15 protein-coding genes and 1 pseudogene are annotated in these 16,449 nt (G+C 74.3%); 7 read left to right on the top strand and 9 right to left on the bottom strand.

All coding sequences use genetic code 11. The features are described 5' to 3' along the window. Nucleotides 1-24: 24 nt before the first annotated feature. Entirely contained in the window at nt 25-828 is an 804-nt protein-coding gene (trpC, locus tag ACY34I_RS30455; protein WP_187413470.1) for an indole-3-glycerol phosphate synthase TrpC, read from the bottom strand. A 444-nt stretch (nt 829-1,272) separates the two neighbouring features. Between trpC and ACY34I_RS30460 the strand changes: the two genes are divergently transcribed. Continuing rightward, entirely contained in the window at nt 1,273-1,548 is a 276-nt protein-coding gene (locus tag ACY34I_RS30460; protein WP_462758504.1) for a hypothetical protein, read from the top strand. Here ACY34I_RS30460 and ACY34I_RS30465 read toward each other — a convergent pair. The 6 genes and pseudogenes from ACY34I_RS30465 to ACY34I_RS30490 form a co-directional block, all read right to left on the bottom strand. Continuing rightward, entirely contained in the window at nt 1,541-2,107 is a 567-nt protein-coding gene (locus ACY34I_RS30465) for a Trp biosynthesis-associated membrane protein (protein ID WP_462758505.1), read from the bottom strand. The genes ACY34I_RS30460 and ACY34I_RS30465 overlap by 8 nt on opposite strands. After that, on the bottom strand, nt 2,104-3,657 hold the full coding sequence (locus ACY34I_RS30470; RefSeq protein ID WP_462758507.1) for an anthranilate synthase component I: 1,554 nt from the start codon (nt 3,655-3,657) through the stop codon (nt 2,104-2,106). The genes ACY34I_RS30465 and ACY34I_RS30470 overlap by 4 nt, the downstream gene beginning before the upstream one ends. After that, the gene (gene hisI, locus ACY34I_RS30475) at nt 3,654-4,088 is read right to left on the bottom strand and encodes a phosphoribosyl-AMP cyclohydrolase (RefSeq protein WP_462758516.1); all 435 of its coding nucleotides are present in this window, start codon (nt 4,086-4,088) and stop codon (nt 3,654-3,656) included. The genes ACY34I_RS30470 and hisI overlap by 4 nt, the downstream gene beginning before the upstream one ends. Nucleotides 4,089-4,268: 180 nt before the next feature. Further along, nucleotides 4,269-4,937 (bottom strand): annotated as a pseudogene (locus tag ACY34I_RS30480) (phosphoribosyl-AMP cyclohydrolase); the annotation flags it as partial. Nucleotides 4,938-5,097: 160 nt separating this feature from the next. After that, nucleotides 5,098-6,102 carry an aldo/keto reductase gene (locus tag ACY34I_RS30485; RefSeq protein ID WP_462758508.1) on the bottom strand — a complete coding sequence of 335 codons (1,005 nt, stop codon included), beginning with the start codon at nt 6,100-6,102 and terminating at the stop codon, nt 5,098-5,100. Continuing rightward, nucleotides 6,099-6,488, bottom strand: a complete 390-nt coding sequence (locus tag ACY34I_RS30490) for a MerR family transcriptional regulator (protein ID WP_148796639.1) — start codon at nt 6,486-6,488, stop codon at nt 6,099-6,101. Before ACY34I_RS30490 ends, ACY34I_RS30485 begins: the two co-directional genes overlap by 4 nt. Before the next feature lie 105 nt (nt 6,489-6,593). Here ACY34I_RS30490 and ACY34I_RS30495 point away from each other — a divergent pair, with 105 nt between their 5' ends. The 3 genes from ACY34I_RS30495 to ACY34I_RS30505 are packed head-to-tail and all read left to right on the top strand — an operon-like array spanning nt 6,594 to nt 8,703. Continuing rightward, nucleotides 6,594-7,337, top strand: a complete 744-nt coding sequence (locus ACY34I_RS30495; RefSeq protein WP_148796637.1) for an ABC transporter ATP-binding protein — start codon at nt 6,594-6,596, stop codon at nt 7,335-7,337. Then, the gene (locus ACY34I_RS30500) at nt 7,337-8,092 is read left to right on the top strand and encodes an ABC transporter permease (RefSeq protein ID WP_462758509.1); all 756 of its coding nucleotides are present in this window, start codon (nt 7,337-7,339) and stop codon (nt 8,090-8,092) included. The genes ACY34I_RS30495 and ACY34I_RS30500 overlap by 1 nt, the downstream gene beginning before the upstream one ends. Continuing rightward, entirely contained in the window at nt 8,089-8,703 is a 615-nt protein-coding gene (locus ACY34I_RS30505; RefSeq protein ID WP_462758510.1) for a TetR/AcrR family transcriptional regulator, read from the top strand. Before ACY34I_RS30500 ends, ACY34I_RS30505 begins: the two co-directional genes overlap by 4 nt. Before the next feature lie 81 nt (nt 8,704-8,784). On the opposite strand, the gene ACY34I_RS30510 is transcribed toward ACY34I_RS30505, so the two are convergent. Both ACY34I_RS30510 and ACY34I_RS30515 read right to left on the bottom strand, forming a co-directional pair. Next, complete coding sequence (locus ACY34I_RS30510; RefSeq protein ID WP_462758517.1) at nt 8,785-10,575, bottom strand: ABC transporter ATP-binding protein; 1,791 nt, start codon at nt 10,573-10,575, stop codon at nt 8,785-8,787. Nucleotides 10,576-10,627: 52 nt separating this feature from the next. Beyond that, on the bottom strand, nt 10,628-12,556 hold the full coding sequence (locus ACY34I_RS30515; protein ID WP_462758511.1) for an ABC transporter ATP-binding protein: 1,929 nt from the start codon (nt 12,554-12,556) through the stop codon (nt 10,628-10,630). 215 nt (nt 12,557-12,771) lie between these two features. Here ACY34I_RS30515 and ACY34I_RS30520 point away from each other — a divergent pair, with 215 nt between their 5' ends. The 3 genes from ACY34I_RS30520 (at nt 12,772) to ACY34I_RS30530 (ending at nt 16,437) form a co-directional block, all read left to right on the top strand. Further along, nucleotides 12,772-13,401 carry a TIGR03085 family metal-binding protein gene (locus ACY34I_RS30520; protein ID WP_462758512.1) on the top strand — a complete coding sequence of 210 codons (630 nt, stop codon included), beginning with the start codon at nt 12,772-12,774 and terminating at the stop codon, nt 13,399-13,401. A 126-nt stretch (nt 13,402-13,527) separates the two neighbouring features. Next, on the top strand, nt 13,528-14,469 hold the full coding sequence (locus ACY34I_RS30525; protein ID WP_462758513.1) for a terpene synthase family protein: 942 nt from the start codon (nt 13,528-13,530) through the stop codon (nt 14,467-14,469). Nucleotides 14,470-14,610: 141 nt separating this feature from the next. Next, entirely contained in the window at nt 14,611-16,437 is a 1,827-nt protein-coding gene (locus ACY34I_RS30530) for an AMP-dependent synthetase/ligase (RefSeq protein ID WP_462758514.1), read from the top strand. Nucleotides 16,438-16,449: the final 12 nt, after the last annotated feature.

Raw genomic sequence — 16,449 nt, forward strand, 5'->3', positions numbered from 1 at the left:
TCGCTGCGTGTGGGGGCCCGGCGGTCAGCGCACCGGGCGGGGCGTGGCCGGGTGGTTACCGGCGTTGACCAGCTCGGCCACCGCCTCGCGGGGGCTCTTCTGGGTGACCAGGCCCTCGCCGACCAGGACCGCGTCGGCGCCGGCCGAGGCGTACCGGATGAGGTCGTGCGGGCCGCGCACGCCGGACTCGGCGATCTTGACGACGCTGCTCGGCAGACCGGGCGCGATCCGCTCGAAGACGGAGCGGTCGACCTCCAGGGTACGCAGGTCACGGGCGTTGACGCCGATCACCTGCGCGCCGGCCTCCAGGGCCCGGTCGGCCTCCTCCTCGGTGTGCACCTCCACCAAGGCGGTCATGCCGAGCGACTCGATCCGCTCCAGCAGCCCGACGAGGACGTTCTGCTCCAGCGCGGCGACGATCAGCAGCACCAGGTCGGCGCCGTGCGCGCGCGCCTCGTGCACCTGGTAGCTGGAGACCACGAAGTCCTTGCGGAGCACCGGGATGTTCACCGCGGCCCGCACGGCGGCCAGGTCGTCGAGCGACCCGCCGAACCAGCGGCCCTCGGTGAGCACGCTGATCGCCCGGGCGCCGCCGGCCGCGTACTCGCCGGCCAGGTCGGCGGGATCGGCGATCTCGGCCAGCCGCCCCTTGGACGGCGACGAGCGCTTCACCTCGGCGATCACCGCCACGCCGGGCCGGCGCAGGGCCGCGTACGCGTCCAGCGGTGGCGGCGCGGCGGCGGCCAGCTCGCGGATGCGCTCCAGCGGAACCTGCTCCTGTCGCCGCGCCACGTCCTCGCGGACGCCGGCCAGGATCTCGTCGAGCACGCTTGCGGGCGCCGCCGGACCGGCTTCGTCCCCCTCCGCGTGCGCATGCTCAGCAGTCACCAACGGACTCCCCTCTCCGGGTGTCATGGGCCGATGCTAGGGGGCGCCACTTGGAGACAAGTCCCGGGGGGTATGGCGCTCCTCACGAAATGGGCTGTGGCATGATGGCCGACTTGCGGTGAACGCGATGTCACGCTGTGCCACCCCCACCCATCGATTGTCGCCCATACCTCATCCCGCCGCGGCCGACTGACCCGCCAGGCCGTGACGGTCGTCGATGCTGTGACCAAGCTCAAGGACGGACGACCCTGCCCTGGTCGCCCCGGCTGCCGGACAGTTGACCCGGGCGTCACGACGGCGAAACGTGGGCCCGGCAGCATCGTCCTCGGGCAGACTCGATGAGGCGGCTGCCAATCGTCGCCAACGATCTCGTACGGGGTGACCATGAGCGCCAACGGGCCGCACCAGACCATCGGGTTCACCACCATCTCCCGGACCGTCGCCTCGCTCGCCGTCGGCGTGGTGCACACCCTGGAACGCGCCGTGATCGGCGACGCCCGGATACGGACCGCCCGGGGCAACGCCTGGGAGGCGGTCTGCGCCGACCGGGCCCGGGCCGCGCAGCGCCGGGAGCTGGACCGCCTGGTGGCCGAACTGGCCGCCGCCCGCGCCGCGGCCACCCAGCGGCGCGGCGCGCGGGACACCCAGCCGATCAGCTGACCGTCGGGTCCTCGCCCCGGTCCAGCGCCTCCCAGGCGTCCCGGGTGCCCCGCTCGACCGCCGGCCGCTCCGGGCCGGACGGTTCCGCCGAACGGACCGGCCGCTCGTAGCGGGCGCCCATCGCCGGCCACCCCGCCCCCCGCGCCGCGGTGAGCAGCCCGCCGGCGGCCGCGACCAGCCCACCGACCAGCACCAGCGCGGGCCACTGCCGGCTCGCCCCGGCCAGCGCGGTCAGGCCGTAGCCGCCGCCGGCCGCCACGGCCAGCCCGACCAGGGCCAGCAGGCCGCCCAGCAGCCGCCGGACCCGGCCCCGGGTGGCCAGCACCGCGCCACCGCCGGCCAACGCGACCAGGGCCAGCGCCGAGGCCCACGGCAGCAGCTCGGCACCGGTGCGGGTGTGCCGCGTGGGCGGCAGCGAACCCCGCGTGGTCAGCTCGACCGACCAGGTCCGGGTCACCGCCCAGAAGGCCAGGCCCGCCCCGGCCAGGCAGAGCAGCACCGCGTACGTCAGCTCGCGCCGCCCCCGTGCGGTGGGCGACCCGGTGGTCGGCGCGGTCATCGGGCCGGCCGGAGGGTCTCGGCGGCGGCGATCGCGGCGAGCACGGCGGCGGCCTTGTTCCGGGTCTCCTGCTCCTCGGCGGCCGGATCAGAATCGGCCACCACCCCCGCCCCGGCCTGCACGTACGCCCGGCCCTCGCGGATCAGCGCGGTGCGGATGGCGATGGCCATGTCCAGGTCGCCGCCGAAGCCGAAGTAGCCGACGGTGCCCCCGTAGAGGGCCCGGCGGACCGGCTCCAGCTCCTCGATGATCTCCATGGCCCGCACCTTCGGCGCGCCGGAGAGGGTGCCGGCGGGGAAGGTCGCGGCGAGCGCGTCGAAGGCGGTGCGGTCCGCCCGCAGCTCACCCACCACCGTGGAGACGATGTGCATGACGTGGCTGTACCGCTCGATGGTGGCGAACTCCGGCACCTCGACCGTGCCCGGGCGGCAGACCCGGCCCAGGTCGTTGCGGCCCAGGTCGACGAGCATGACGTGCTCGGCCCGCTCCTTAGGGTCGGCGAGCAGCTCGGCGGCGAGCCGGGCGTCCGCCTCCGGGGAGCCGCCGCGCGGCCGGGTGCCGGCGATCGGGTGCAGCAACGCTCGCCGCCGCCCGTCCGCGCCGGTGCTCACCTTGAGGTGCGCCTCCGGCGAGGAGCCGACGATGTCGAAGCCGTCGAAGCGCAGCAGGTACATGTACGGGCTGGGGTTGGTGGTGCGCAGCACCCGGTAGACGTCCAGCGGGTCGGCGTGGGTGGGCCGCTCGAAGCGCTGGCTGAGCACGATCTGGAAGCACTCGCCGGCCCGGATCGCCTCCTTGGCCGCCTCGACCGCCTTCGGGTAGCCGCCCTCGGCCGTCCGGCTGACCACGTCCCCGACCGGCGGCCGGGCGACCGTCGAGATCATGGGCGGAATCGGTCGGGACAGCGCGGTGGTCATCGCGTCCAGCCGCCCCACCGCGTGGTGGTACGCCGCCGCCACCAGGGCCTCCCGGTCGGGCGCGTCGAGCGGAGGCAGCACCGCGTTGGCGACCAGGATCGCCGAGCCGTCGTAGTGGTCGAGCACCACCAGGTCGGTGGCGAGCATCATGCCCAGCTCGGGCACGTCGAGGTCGTCCTCGGTCAGCTCGGGCAGCCGCTCGAAGCGGCGGACCAGGTCGTAGCCGAGGTAGCCGACCATGCCGCCGGTGAGCGGCGGCATGCCGCTGGCCGGGTCCCAGGCCGGGCCGGCCAGGGCGGCGACGGTCTCGCGGAGCACCGTCACCGGGTCGCCGGACGCCGGCACACCGGCCGGGGGCTCGCCGGCCCAGAGCGCCCCGCCGCCCCGCTCGGTCAGTGTGGCGCTGCTGCGTACGCCGATGAACGAGTAGCGGGACCAGGCCATGCCGGCCGAGCCGACGCCCTGCTCGGCGGATTCCAGCAGGAACGTGCCCGGGCCGCCGGCCAGCTTGCGGTAGACACCGACCGGGGTCTCCGCGTCGGCGAGCAGCCGGCGGGTGACCGGGACGACCCGCCAGCGGGCCGCCAGGTCGGCGAAGGCGGCCGGGTCGGGGCTGACCGTGCCGTCGGTCATGAGGTCGCCTCCGGGGAGCTGACCGGCAGCTCGGTGAAGAAGCAGGTCCGGTGGCCGGTGTGGCAGGCGGCGCCGACCTGGTCGACGCTGACCAGCAGGGCGTCCCCGTCACAGTCCAGCGCCACTGAGCGGACGTACTGGTGGTGGCCGGAGGTGGCGCCCTTGACCCAGTATTCCTGGCGGCTGCGCGACCAGTAGGTGGCCCGGCCGGTGGTCAGCGTGCGGTGCAGCGCCTCGTCGTCCATCCAGGCGACCATCAGCACCTCGCCCGAGTCGTACTGGCGGACCACCGCGACCACCAGGCCGTCGGGGGTACGGCGCAGCCGGGCGGCGATCGCCGGGTCGAGCCGGGACGGTCGGGCCGGGCCGGGGGCCACGGCGCCGCCGGAGTTGGCGGGGGCGCCGGTCACCGGCGCGTCAGAGGCGGGCACAGTGAGCCATTGTCCCGTACGCGGCACCGGCACCGTCGACGTGTCCCGGGAGGCGGGCGCGGGCCCGCCGAGGGCGCGGGTCAACTGCCCCAGGTAGCGGTCCAGCCGGCCGTCCGCCAGGGCGTCCGCCAGGTCCGCGCCGGCCGCCGCGGCGATCTCCTCGGCGTACGGGCGGACCAGCGGGACGATGCCGGTGACCAGCCGGCTGGCCGCCGCGCCGATCTCGCCGACGGCACCCGGGCGCAGCCCGAGGCAGAGCAGCATGTCGTCGCGGTAGCCGGGCGGGGCGACCGGGAGGTCCAGCACGGCGTCGAGCGCGTCCCGGCGGGAGACCACCCGGACCGACGGGTTGACCAGCCGCAGCACGGACGGGCAGAGCCGGGCCAGGTCGGCGGCGGCGAGCCGGACGCCCAACGGGTCGTCGGCCGACCGGGCGGCGGCGACCTTGCCGAGGGTGGCGACCAATTCCTCCAGCCGCGGCTCGTCGGCGGGCTGGCAGAGCACCGGCAGGTCGATCCGGCGCCGCCACTCCGGCACCGCCCAGATCAGCCGGGCCGGCGCGGTGACCGGCAGCCCGAACGCCCAGTCCGCCGGCTGGCCGAGCCGGCGCACCCAGGACCGGACGTCCCGGGCGGCCACCGACACGTGCACGAGGCGGCCGTCGAACTCGGCCAGGTACGCCTGGTGCGCCGCGTACGGGACGGCGGCGGACCCGGCCGGGTCCGCCGCCGGGGCCGCCGGCCGCTCCGGTTCGTCGCCGGTCCGCTCCTCGTCGGCCACGACCAGCACGTCCACGTCCACGTCGCTGTGCTCGGTGGCGGCCCGGCGGGCGTGACTGCCGCGCAGCATGATGCCGACGACCGGCCGGTCGGCGGCCTGCCGAAGGCGGACGGCCCAGTCGTCGAGGAATCCGGACTCGGGCAGCGGAGCGGGACCCACGGCGACATGGTGCCGGACGTCCGATCTTCGGCGCAATGACCGCTGCCTGACCGGATGTCCGGTGCGATAGTTATCGACCGATGAATCTCATTGCTGCCTCGGGGTACCTTTCTCCGGCGACCGCGCCCGGCGGCACCGCCTCGCCGAGCCGGGCCAACTGCTCCGGGGTGAGCCGAAGGTCGGCCGCCGCCGCGTTCTCCTCGAGGTAGCGGACCCGCTTGGTGCCCGGGATGGGCAGGATGTCGTCCCCCTGGGCGAGCAGCCAGGCCAGCGCCACCTGGGCCGGCGTGGCGCCGGCCTCCCCGGCGATCGCCCGCACCTGGTCGACCAGCTTGAGGTTGGCGTCCAGGTTGCCCTCGGCGAACCGCGGCGCCCCGGCCCGCCAGTCGTCGCCGGCGAGCTGCTCCCGGCTGGTGATCGTCCCGGTGAGCAGGCCCCGCCCGACCGGCGAGTACGCCACCAGGGACACGCCCAGCTCCCGGCAGGTGGCCAGCATCTCCCCCTCGACGTCCCGGCTGAACAGGGAGTACTCGATCTGCACGGCGGCGATCGGGTGCACCGCGTGGGCGGCGCGCAGGGTGGCCGGACTGACCTCGGACAGGCCGATCAGCCGGACCTTGCCGGCCCGAACGAGCTCGGCCATCGCGCCGACGGTCTCCTCGATCGGGGTCTCCGGGTTGCGCCGGTGCAGGTAGTACAGGTCGATGGTGTCCACCCCGAGCCGGCCCAGCGACGCGTCACACGCCTGCCGCGCCCAGGCCGCGCTGCTGTCCACGTACGCGCCGGGGGTGCCGGTGCCGCCGAAGCTGTGGCCGGTGGTGCGGTTGCCGAACTTGGTGGCCAGGAACACCTCGTCCCGGCGGGCCCGCACCACCGGGGCGAGTAGCCGCTCGTTCGCCCCGAAGCCGTACATGTCGGCGGTGTCCAGGTGGTTGACGCCCAGGTCGAGGGCCCGGTGCAGGGTACGCGTCGACTCGGCGTCGTCGGCGCCCCCGTACGCGAAGCTCATGCCCATGCAGCCCAGGCCGATCGCCGAGACCTCCGGCCCGGTCGCGCCCACTCGTCGCCGGATCACGCCAGTTCCTCCTCCGCCCTGCGATACGCGTCGATCTTGTAGTCGAGCACCTTGAGGTCCTCCTCCAGCTCGGCCATCCGGGCCAGCACCCGGGCGCGGTGCGCCTCGAACAGCGCCCGCCGGGCGCCGAGCGTCCGGTCACCCTGCCGGGCGAGCTCGGCGTAGCGGCGCATGTCCCGCACCGGCATCCCGGTCCGCCGCAGCCGGGTGAGCAGGAACAGCCAGTTGACGTCGGCCTCGGTGTAGCGCCGACGCCCCGAGGAGTCCCGCCCCACCGGGGCGACCAGGCCCTCCTGCTCGTACCAGCGCAGCGTGTAGGTGGTCAGGCCGACACGTTCCGCCGCCTCACCCACGGTGAGGCTCATCTCCCGCGTGCTGATGTCCACGCACCCCAGGCTTCCAGTTCGAGCGCACTCGAAGTCAACTCTTGTGCCGCGCGGCACAACTCAACTAGCGTCTATTTCAACGTCTGATGAGTTTTGGAGGCGGGCATGGACGACGCGGTCGTGGTCCGTGACCTGGTGGTCGACCGGGGCCGGCGGCGGGTGCTCCAGGGCATCTCCTGCGCGGTGCCCCGCGGCGCGGTCACCGGGCTGCTCGGGCCCAGCGGCAGCGGCAAGACCACCCTGATGCGCGCGATCGTCGGGGTGCAGACGGTCACCTCGGGCACGGTCACCGTGCTCGGCCGGCCCGCCGGCACGGCGGAGCTGCGCCACCGGGTCGGCTACCTCACCCAGGCACCCAGCGTCTACGCCGACCTGACCGTCCGGGAGAACGCGCGCTACTTCGCCGCGCTGCACGGGCGCGGCCGGGCCGAGGCGGACGGCGCGGTGGCCGACGTGGGCCTGACCCAGGCCGCCGACCAACTGGTCGGCACGCTCTCCGGCGGCCAGCGCAGCCGCGCCTCGCTGGCCTGCGCCCTGGTCGGCGACCCGGAGCTGGTCATCCTGGACGAGCCCACCGTCGGCCAGGACCCGGTGCTGCGGGCCGACCTGTGGGCCCGGTTCCACGCCATGGCCGCCGCCGGCACCACGCTGCTGGTGTCCAGCCACGTGATGGACGAGGCGGCCCGCTGCGACCGGCTGCTGCTCATTCGGGAGGGTCGGCTGATCGCCGACGACACGCCGGACGCGGTCCGCGCCGCCACCGGCGTCGACGACCTCGAAGAGGCGTTCCTGCGGCTGATCCGAGCGAGCGAGGCGGGCCACGCCGGCCAGCCCGGAGAGGTGTCGTGATGAACCCGCGGATCCTGGCCGCGACCATCGGGCGCATCCTGCGTCAGCTGCGGCACGACCGGCGCACCGTGGCGCTGCTCGTGGTGGTGCCGGCCGTGCTGCTCACCCTGGTCTACTTCATGTACGTCGACCAACCCCACCCGCCGGGGCGGCCCACCGTCTTCGACCGGGTGGCGCTGATCATGCTGGGCTTCTTCCCGTTCATCATCATGTTCCTGGTGACCAGCATCGCCATGCTGCGGGAGCGCACCACCGGCACCCTGGAGCGGCTGCTCACCACCCCGCTGGGCAAGCTCGACCTGCTCTTCGGCTACGGCATCGCGTTCGGGCTGGCCGGCGTGGTGCAGGCCACCATCGCCTCGGCCGTGGCGTACTGGCTGTTCGGCCTGACCACGGCCGGCAGCAGCGCGCTCGTGATCATGATCGCCGCGATCAACGCGGTGCTCGCCGTCGCGCTCGGGCTGCTCTGTTCCGCCTTCGCCCGGACCGAGTTCCAGGCCGTGCAGTTCATGCCGGTGGTGGTCGCCCCGCAACTGCTGCTCTGCGGGCTCTTCGTGCCCCGGGGCCAGATGGCCGGCTGGCTCCAGGCGATCAGCGACGCGCTGCCCCTGTCGTACGCCGTAGAGGCGCTGCAGGAGGTCGGCGCGCACGCCGAGCCGACCACGACGATGTGGCGGGACGTGGCGATCGTCGCCGGGGCGGCGCTGCTGGCGCTGGTGCTCGCCGCGGCCACGCTGCGCCGGCGGAGCGGATGAGGGCGCGGCGCACCGGCCGCCGGCCCGGCAACCCGGACACCCGGGAGGCGATCCTCGCGGCGGCCCGGACGGCGTTCGCCGAGCGCGGCTTCGACGCCGCCTCGATCCGGGCCATCGCGACCGCCGCAGGGGTGGATCCGGCCCTGGTGCACCACTACTTCCGGACCAAGGAGGAGCTGTTCCGGGCCACCGTGGCGATCCCGATCGATCCGGCCGAACTGCTGCCGGCCGTGCTGGCCGCCGGCCCGGACCGGGCGGGTGAGCGGCTGGTCCGCACCTTCCTGTCGGTGTGGGACTCCCCGGTCGGCGGGGCGGCGGTGGCTCTGCTCCGCTCGGCGGTGAGCAACGAGTGGACGGCCCGGCTGCTGCGCGAGTTCCTGGTCACGCAGGTGCTGCGCCGGGTGCTCGACCAGCTCGACGTCGACCCGGCCGAGCTGCCGCTGCGCGGCGCGCTGGTCGGCAGCCAGCTGGCCGGCCTGGCCATGATGCGGTACGTCATCCGGCTCGAACCGGTCGCCTCCGCCACCCCGGAGACCCTGGTCGCCGCGATCGCCCCCACCGTCCAGCGCTACCTCACCGGCGACCTGTCCACCCCACCCCCACCAGGTTGACCAAGAAGTTCGCGTCGGGATCCGGCCGCCCGGAGGCGAACTTCTTGATCAACGCGGGCCGGTGCGGGCGGTGGGGCCGGGTCAGCGGGTCTGTTCGAGCCAGGAGGCGTAGAGCAGGGCGTAGACCGAATCGGGGTCCTTGACCAGCTCGTCGTGGGGGCCGCGCTGGACGATCCGGCCCCGGTCCACCACGATCACCTCGTCGGCGGCCTGGGCGGTGGAGAGCCGGTGCGCGATGGCCAGCGTGGTCCGCCCCCGGGTGACCGCGTCCAGGGTGCGCGACAGGCGCACCTCGGTGGCCGGGTCGACGGCGCTGGTCGCCTCGTCCAGCACCAGCAGGTCGGGGTCGGCCACGTACGCCCGGGCCAGCGCGACCAGCTGCCGCTCGCCGACGCTGAGCGCCTCCCCGCGCTCCCCCACCGGGGTGTCCAGCCCGGCCGGCAACCCGTCCAGCCAGTCGGCCAGGCCCAGCTCGGAGAAGGCGGCGGTGAGCTGGGCGTCGGTCAGCTCGGGGCGGGCGAAGCGGACGTTCTCCCCCACCGTGGCGTCGAACAGGAAGCCGTCCTGCGGCACCATCACCACCCGGGAGCGCAGCGAGTCGAAGCGCACCTGGCGCAGCGACACGCCGGAGAGCAGCACCTCCCCGTCGGTGGGGTCCATCAGCCGGGTGAGCAGCTTGGCGAAGGTGGTCTTGCCGCTGCCGGTCTCGCCGACCACGGCCACCCGGCTCTTCGCGGGGATGTCCAGGGTCACGTCGTGCAGCACCGGCGGCCCGCCCGGGTAAGCGAAGGTCACCCCGGCGAAGCGGATGTCCAGCGGGCCGGGCGGCAGGTCCCGCCCCTGCCTGCCGGGGTCAGCCACGTCCGGCGCGACGTCCAGCACGTCGAGCACCCGGCGCCAGCCGGCGATCGCGTTCTGCGCCTCGTTGAGCACCTCGGTGGCGATCTGCACCGGCTGGATGAAGAGCGTCACCAGGAAGAGGAACGCGGTGAGCTGGCCGATGGACAGGGTGCGGTCCACGCCGAGGTTGACCCCGACCACCACCACTCCGGCCAGCGCCAGGCCGGCCGCCAGCTCCCCCACCGAGCTGCCCATGATGCTGATCCGGATGGCCCGCTGCTGGGCCTGCCGCTGCCCCTCGATCGCCGTGTCCAGCCGCCGGGCGGTCCGTCCGGCGATCCCGTACGCGCGGATCACCGGGGCGCCCACCACGCTCTCGCCGATGGTGCCGAGCAGGGTGCCCATCCGCTGGCGGACCAGGCCGTACGCGGCGCCCAGCCGGCGCTGCAGCAGCCGGATCACCAGCACCGCCGGGGCGAACGCGCCGAGCACCACCAGGGTGAGCTGCCAGGAGTACGCCAGCATCACGGCCGTGGTGACCACCAGCTGGCCCAGGTTGACGATCAGGATCACCCCGCCCCACTGGAGGAACTGGGTGATCTGGTCGACGTCGCTGGTGACCCGGGAGACCAGCGAGCCGCGCCGCTCGGACTGCTGGTGCAGCATGGACAGGTCGTGCACGTGCCGGAAGGCCCGGGTCCGCACCCCGGCCAGGGCGGTCTCGCTGACCGTGAACAGCCGGCGCATCATCAGGTAGCCGCAGGTGGTGGTGACCACCAGCACGGCGGCGGCGGCGACCACGGTCAGCGCGACCACGTCCACGTCGAGGCCGCCGACGATGCCGTGGTCGATGCCGCGCTGCACGGCCACCGGCACGGCCACCCGGCCGATCATGTAGACCAGCGCCAGCCCGAGCGTGCCGGCCAGCCCGGTCTTCAGCTCCGGGGAGAGAGCCAATCCGCGGCGCAGCGTCCGCCAGGTCGACTCGGTCGCCTCGGCCGGCCGCTCGGCCTCCACAGTCGTGCTCACCAGTCCTGCCTCTCGTTCGCGACTGCGGGGCTCCGCTCCGCCGCACTCCTCGCGCTCACCGGTCAACCTCGACTTCCAGGCCGGAGGTCAGCGGGGTGACCTGGTCGTACGGGCGGGGCTGCTCGCGTTCCTGCTCGGCCTGCTCGTACGCGGTGACCAGGTCGGCGTAGCCGGGCACGGTGGCGAGCAGTTCGGGGTGCGTGCCGCGAGCGACCACCCGCCCGTGCTCGACGTAGATCACCTCGTCGGCGAGCGCGATGGTGGCCCGGCGGTACGCGACCACCAGGATCGACGCGGCCGCGCTGTGGCCATGATTCGGCCTCCCCGCCGTCTGGCGGCGCTCCGGACCGAATGACGGCCGGTCGGCCGGAGCGCGCAGCCCGGCCAGGATGGCCGCCTCCACCCGGGGGTCGACGGCGCTGGTGGCGTCGTCGAGCACCAGCAGCCGCGGCCGGCCGGCGAGGGCCCGGGCCAGGGTGAGCCGTTGCCGCTGGCCGCCGGAGAGGGAGGTGCCCCGCTCGCCGACCATGGTGTCCAGCCCGTCGGGGAGCGCGGCGACGAAGCCGTCCGCCTCGGCCAGCCGCAGCGCCGCCCAGACCTCGTCGTCGCCGATGCCGGCCCGGTCCAGGGTGATGTTGGCCCGGACGGTGTCGTCGAAGACGAACGGGATCTGGGCGACCAGGGCCACGTTCCCGGCGAGCGAGGCGGCGGTGAGGTCGCGGACGTCGACGCCGTCCAGGGTGACCGTGCCGGTGCGCGGGTCGACCAGGCGTACGGCCAGGGAGGCGATGGTGGACTTGCCGGCCCCGGTGGGCCCGACCAGGGCGACCGTCTTGCCAGCCGGCACGGTGAAGGTCACCTCGCCGAGCACCTCCGTGCCGGGCAGGTGCGCCTCGGCCGGCTCGTATCCGAAGTGGACGTCGTGGAAGGCGTGGGTGGCCGGCGCCGGCGTGGCCGGGTCGAGCGTCACCTCGCCGTACGGCATCTCGCCGGTGGCGTCGAGGACCCGGCGCACCCGGTCCCAGCCGGCGACGCTGCGCGGCAGCTCGGCCAGCACCCAGCCGATGGCCCGGACCGGGAAGGCCAGCACGGTGAACAGGAAGGCGACGCTGACCAGCTCGGTGACGGTGATCGCACCCTGCCGGAGCCGGATCGCGCCGACCACCAGCACGGCGAGGGTGCCGAGGCTGGGCAGGGCCTCCAGCATCGGGTCGAAGACGCCGCGCAGCTTGCCGACGGAGATCAGCGCGTCGCGCAGCTCCCCGGCGCGGGCGGCGAACCGGGCGGTCTCCTGGGCCTCGCGGCCCATCGTCTTGACCACCAGCGCGCCGTCGAAGCTCTCGTGAGCGATGCCGCTGACCTCGGCCCGCAGCCGCTGGGCGCGGGCCTGGCGGGGGGCCATCCGGCGGGAGTAGACCACGTTGAGGGCGAACAGCGCCGGGAAGACGGCGAGGCCGACCAGGGCGAGCGCCCAGTCGGTGAGGAACAGCGAGATCACCGCGCCGACCAGCATCACCAGGGTGCCGACCGCGAACGGCAGCGGCGCGATCGGATACCAGGCCGCCTCGACGTCGGAGTTGGCGTTGGAGAGCAGGGTGCCGGTGGCGTTGCGGTGGTGCCAGGCCAGCGGCAGGTCGAGGTAGCGGCGGGTGACCCGACGGCGGTAGGCGGCCTGGAGCCGGTACTGCATGTAGCCGGCGCCGAGCCGGCGGCCGAAGATGCCGACCACCCGCAGCACGCTGATCCCGAACAGCGCCGCCGCGGCCAGCGCGAGCCCGCCGCCGGCCACCGAGCCGCGGGCGATGGCCGGGACCACCACCTTGCCGACCACCCCGCCGACGACGTACGCGCTGGCGATCACCATGAGGCCGAAGAGCACGCTGCCGGCCACCGCGATCGCGAAGATCCGGGGTTGTTCCCGGATGGCCCGGCCGAGTACCCGCAGTCCCCTGCCGAGCACGTCCCGACTTGTCCCGCTCGCCACGCTCTCCCCCGCCGTAAGCCGCAATTTTCTCCCTCATCCTTACCGCTCGGTGCCAGATCCGCCGACCCGGCGGGCATATGTCCGCCGTCACCTTTCCGCGCCGACCGGGCTGACCAGGGCGGTTCGTCGCGCCGACCGCCCGCCGGCCGCGGGCGCGGCGGCATCGTGGCGCGCCCGTCCCGGCCGCCGGGCCACCACCGGCCTACGATCGGGCCATGCCGCGGTACGCCCGATCGGAGCGCGAGGCGCTCGCCGATCTGCTGCTGGACCTGGGACCGGACGCGCCGACGATCGACGCGGGGTGGCGCACCCGCGACCTCGCGGCGCACCTGGCGGTGCGGGAGCGCCGGCCGGACGCCGCCGCCGGCATCCTGCTGCGGCCGCTGCGCCGCTACGGCGAGGCGGTCCGGCGACGGACGGCCGCGGGACCGTACGCGGAGCTGGTGGCGCGGGTGCGCCGCCCACCGGTGTGGAGTCCGGTCAGCAACCCGCTGACCGACGAGCTGGCCAACACCCTGGAGTTCTTCATCCACCACGAGGACGTGCGCCGGGCGCAGCCGGGGTGGCTGCCGCGGGACCTGCCGGCGGGGTTGCAGGCGGTGCTCTGGAAGCGGGCCGCGGCGATGGCCCGGTTGGCGCTGCGCCGCTTCCCGGCGGATCTGCTGGTCCAGGCGCCCGGGTTCGGCGAGCGCACCGTCGGCCGGGGCGGCGACCGGCTGCGGGTGGTGGGCGCGCCCGGCGAGCTGGCGCTCTTCCTCTCCGGGCGGCAACGGGTGGCGCGGGTGCAGGTGGACGGCCCGGCGGCGCCGGCCGAGCGGCTGCGGGCGGCCAACCTGGGCTTCTGACGGCTGGGCGGAAACGGTCGCCGCGAAAGGTGAAACAGCCCTCGGCCCGATCACCACGGCTGATCATTCCTGCCGTACGCTCTCGGCCACCCGCCCATTACCGAGGGCGGCGGGACAGGGGGACGGATGCGGAGCTTCGCGGTCTCGGCACTGCGCGAACCCCCCTTCCCGGTGCGCCGGCACGCTGCCGTCGAGTTGGCCGCCGGGGAGAGCGCCGGGTGGGTACGCGAGCTGGGCCTGATCGAGGATCCCGCCGGACTGCGCCGGCTGACCGGCGCCAGCCCGGCGGAGCTGGCCGGCCGGGCCTGCCCGGGCGCGCCGGTGGACCGGTTGCGCCTGCTGACCGACCTGATCTCCTGGCTGTTCGTGATGGACGACGCCTGCGACGAGGACGGCCTGGGCGCCAGCCCGACCCGGCTCGCGCCCACCGTGGCGGGGCTGCTGGCGGTGCTCGACCGGCACGGCGACCCGGACGCGCCGGTGCCGGCCGGCGTCGGGCCGCTCGGCGTCGCGCTGCACGATCTGTGCCGGCGGGTCCGCGCCCGGCAGCGGCCGGCCCTGCTGCTGCGGCTGGTCAGCCAGTTGCGGGAGTACCTGCTGGCGCTGCTCTGGGAGGCGGCCAACCGGGAGCACCGGCGGGTGCCCGGGGTGGCCGAGTACGTGCAGATGCGCCGGCACACCGGCGGGGCCCGGCCCAGCTTCACCCTCACCGACCTGGCGTACGACGCCGTGCCCGAGCCGGGGCGGCGGGCGGATCCGGCGCTGGCCGCCGTGGACGACCTCGCCGCCGACCTGGTCTGCTGGTGCAACGACCTCTTCTCGTACGGCAAGGAGCGCAGCAGCGCGCACAACCTGGTCACCACGATCGTCGGCGAGACCGGGCAGGACGAGGAGGCGGCGCTGCGCGCGGCGGCCGCCCGGTTCAACGCGGCGCTGGCGGCGTACGAGGAGCGGGAGTCGGCGCTGGCCGGGGCCGGCGACGAGGCGGTTCTCGCCTTCCTGACCACCCGGCGGAACTGGATCCGGGCCACCTACGACTGGTCGCTCGCCGCGTCCCGGTACGCCTGACCGGGCCGTTCCGCCTTCCGGGACGCGGCTCGGCGCAGTCCGCCAGGGCTAGCCGCCGCCCCGGTGAAGGCAATACTCTTCGGTAACCGCAGAATGGCGTGACCCCCGTCACGTCCCTCCACCCTGAAGGCGGCTACAGCGATGGCTCTCGATGTACCGTACCGCTCGATCCCCGACATGTTCCTCAAGCGCGTGGCGGCCACCCCCGAGCGGCCCGCGTTCGCCCACGCCGCCGCGGACGACTCGGGGCCGGTGTGGCTGAACTGGGAGCAGGTCGGGCGGCGCGCCAAGGCGGTCGCGGCCGGGCTGCACGGGCTCGGGGTCGGCCTGGAGGACCCGGTGGCGATCCTGGCGAACACCCGGCTCGAGTGGGTGCTCGCCGACTTCGGCATCATGTGCGCCGGCGGGGCCACCACCACCGTCTACCCGACCACCGAGCCGGAGGACGCCACCTACATCATCGCCGACTCCGGGTCGCGGGTGCTCTTCGCCGAGAACCCGGCCCAGGCCGCGAAGATCGCCGGCAGCGACCTGCCGGCGCTGACCCACGTGGTGCTCTTCGACGGCGAGCCCGACCCGGCCGCCGCGGTCCCGCAGCTCACCCTGGCGGAGCTGGAGGCGCGGGGAGAGCGGGCGCTGGAGAACGAGCCGGACCTGATCGACATGCTGGTCGCCGGCATCGGTCCGGACCATCTGGCCACGCTGATCTACACCTCCGGCACCACCGGCCGGCCCAAGGGTGTCGAACTGCTGCACGGCGGCTGGTGCTGGGAGGGGGTCGCCCAGGCCGAGCTGGGGCTGCTGCGCGACGACGACCTCCAGTACCTCTGGCTGCCGCTGTCGCACTCGTTCGGCAAGACGCTGCTCTGCGGCGTCACCCACGTCGGCCTGCCCACGTACGTCGACGGGCGGGTGGACAAGCTGGTCGAGATGCTCGGGGTGGTCCGGCCGACGCTGATGTGCGGCGCGCCCCGGATCTTCGAGAAGGTCTACAACAAGGTGGTCACCACGGCCCAGGACGCCGGGGGCGCGAAGGCGAAGATCTTCGCCTGGGGCGTCGCGGTGGGCAAGGAGAAGGTCGCGCTGGAGCAGGCCGGCAAGCCGCTCCCGTTCGGCCTGAAGCTGCGCTACGCGGTGGCCGAGAAGCTGGTCTTCAGCAAGCTCCAGGCCCGGCTCGGCGGCCGGATCCGGGTGCTCGTCTCCGGCGCGGCCCCGCTGAGCAAGGAGATCGGCACCTTCTTCGCCGCCGCCAACCTGCCCATCTCCGAGGGGTACGGCCTCACCGAGACCAGCGCGGGCAACTTCGTCAACCCGCCGGACGGGCTGCGGATCGGCACGGTCGGCAAGGCCATGGGCGACCTGGAGTGCCGGATCGACAGCGACGGCGAGATCCTGGTCCGGGGCCGGCCGGTGATGCGCGGCTACCACAACCTGCCCGAGGAGACCGCCGCCGCGTTCACCGAGGACGGCTTCTTCCGCACCGGCGACATCGGCAGCCTGGACGACGACGGCTACCTGCGGATCACCGACCGGAAGAAGGACCTGGTCAAGACCTCGGGCGGGAAGTACATCGCCCCGTCGCACATCGAGGGCATGTTCAAGGCCATCTGCCCGTACACCTCCCAGGCGGTGGTGATCGGGCAGGCCCGCAACTACTGCACCATGCTGGTCACCCTCGACCCGGAAGCGATCAAGGGCTGGGCGGCCGGCGGCCCGCTCGAGGGCCGCGACTACCCCGAGATCGTCACCTCGCCGGAGGCGCAGGCGATGGTCGACGGCTACGTGGCGGAGCTGAACGCCAAGCTCAACCGCTGGGAGACGATCAAGAAGGTGACCATCCTCCCGCGCGACCTCACCATCGAGGACGGTGAGGTCACCCCGTCGCTGAAGATCAAGCGCCGGGGCGTGGAGAGCAACTTCGCCGCCGAGATCGAGAAGATGTACGCGGGCAGCCTCGCCGAGCTGTAGCCGCCCGTACCG

The sequence above is a fragment of the Micromonospora sp. RTBAU3-60 genome, from assembly GCF_054963695.1.

What these genes read in the sequence shown, in the direction of transcription:
- ACY34I_RS30460 (WP_462758504.1), top strand. Translation starts at nt 1,273, where the DNA reads ATGAGCGCCAACGGGCCGCACCAGACCATCGGGTTCACCACCATCTCC.
- ACY34I_RS30465 (WP_462758505.1), bottom strand. Translation starts at nt 2,107, where the DNA reads ATGACCGCGCCGACCACCGGGTCGCCCACCGCACGGGGGCGGCGCGAG.
- ACY34I_RS30470 (WP_462758507.1), bottom strand. Translation starts at nt 3,657, where the DNA reads ATGACCGACGGCACGGTCAGCCCCGACCCGGCCGCCTTCGCCGACCTG.
- ACY34I_RS30495 (WP_148796637.1), top strand. Translation starts at nt 6,594, where the DNA reads ATGGACGACGCGGTCGTGGTCCGTGACCTGGTGGTCGACCGGGGCCGG.
- ACY34I_RS30500 (WP_462758509.1), top strand. Translation starts at nt 7,337, where the DNA reads ATGAACCCGCGGATCCTGGCCGCGACCATCGGGCGCATCCTGCGTCAG.
- ACY34I_RS30505 (WP_462758510.1), top strand. Translation starts at nt 8,089, where the DNA reads ATGAGGGCGCGGCGCACCGGCCGCCGGCCCGGCAACCCGGACACCCGG.
- ACY34I_RS30520 (WP_462758512.1), top strand. Translation starts at nt 12,772, where the DNA reads ATGCCGCGGTACGCCCGATCGGAGCGCGAGGCGCTCGCCGATCTGCTG.
- ACY34I_RS30525 (WP_462758513.1), top strand. Translation starts at nt 13,528, where the DNA reads ATGCGGAGCTTCGCGGTCTCGGCACTGCGCGAACCCCCCTTCCCGGTG.
- ACY34I_RS30530 (WP_462758514.1), top strand. Translation starts at nt 14,611, where the DNA reads ATGGCTCTCGATGTACCGTACCGCTCGATCCCCGACATGTTCCTCAAG.